Here is an 865-nt window from a genome sequence, read left to right as displayed (position 1 = left end):
TCATATGTGTATCAGAGACAGCCCAGGGACGGCGCAAGGGCAATGGCAACATGGACATCGAGCTGTCGTTCGATGCGATGGAGCTCAGCCCCTACATCGACCACATGGTCCTGTTCTCCGGCGACGGCGACTTCCGGCCGCTGGTGGCCGCGACGCTGCATCGCGGCCACCAGCGGCCGGAAGTCGCCGTCGCCGGAGAACAGGACCATGTGGTCGATGTAGGGGCTGAGCTCCATCGCATCGATCGTCAGCTCGATGTCCATGTTGCCCTTGACCTTGCGCCGTCCCGTGGAGTCGGTGAACTCCTTCACGGGCTTGGTGACGACGCGATAGCCGTTGTAGTCGAGCCAGTCGATCAGCGGCCGGATCGAGGAGTATTCCTGGTCCTCGACCAGGGCCGTGTAGTAGAAGGCGCGGACGAGATTCTCGCGTGCGCGGAAATCAGCCAGGAGCTTCCGGTAATCGATGTCGAAGCCGAGGGCCTTGGTGGTGGCGTAGATGTTGGCGCCGTCGATGAATAGGGCGCTACGCGGGTGTACGGGCATCCGTTGTTCCTGAGATGTGCGGTACGGCCGCACGAAAAATCAACTGCGAGAAATGCCGCTACGAGCAATCCACTGCCCCCTTAGTATCTCAGTCCGGGGGCAATCAGCGCGGGTGCCGCACACCGGGCAGCGGCCGCAATACCTGCAGCTAAGAACGCGCTGCCGCGCCTGTCAAGGGAGGCGGTGGCGGCGCGCAGGGCAATCGGGTGAATGAGGGAGGTGACAAGGGCCTGAAGGTCTGAATCGGTTGTCCGCCATGACGTGGCTTGGGGGGCGGGCGATGGACGAGGCGAGCGAGCCGGTAGCGGCCGTGTTCGAGG

2 pseudogenes are annotated in these 865 nt (G+C 63.4%); one reads left to right on the top strand and one right to left on the bottom strand.

What is annotated here, in order from left to right:
- Positions 1–50 precede the first annotated feature (50 nt).
- Positions 51–110 (top strand): annotated as a pseudogene (locus VQ02_RS40150) (NYN domain-containing protein); the annotation flags it as partial.
- A 93-nt stretch (positions 111–203) separates the two neighbouring features.
- On the opposite strand, the pseudogene VQ02_RS32315 reads toward VQ02_RS40150, so the two are convergent.
- Positions 204–545 (bottom strand): annotated as a pseudogene (locus VQ02_RS32315) (LabA-like NYN domain-containing protein); the annotation flags it as partial.
- Between the last annotated feature and the right edge of the window lie 320 nt (positions 546–865).

Origin of the sequence: Methylobacterium variabile (genome assembly GCF_001043975.1) — a bacterium.
Classification (GTDB): domain Bacteria; phylum Pseudomonadota; class Alphaproteobacteria; order Rhizobiales; family Beijerinckiaceae; genus Methylobacterium; species Methylobacterium variabile.
The sequence above is the reverse complement of the archived record's forward strand: the minus strand, read 5'-3'. Positions and strand labels throughout refer to the sequence as shown.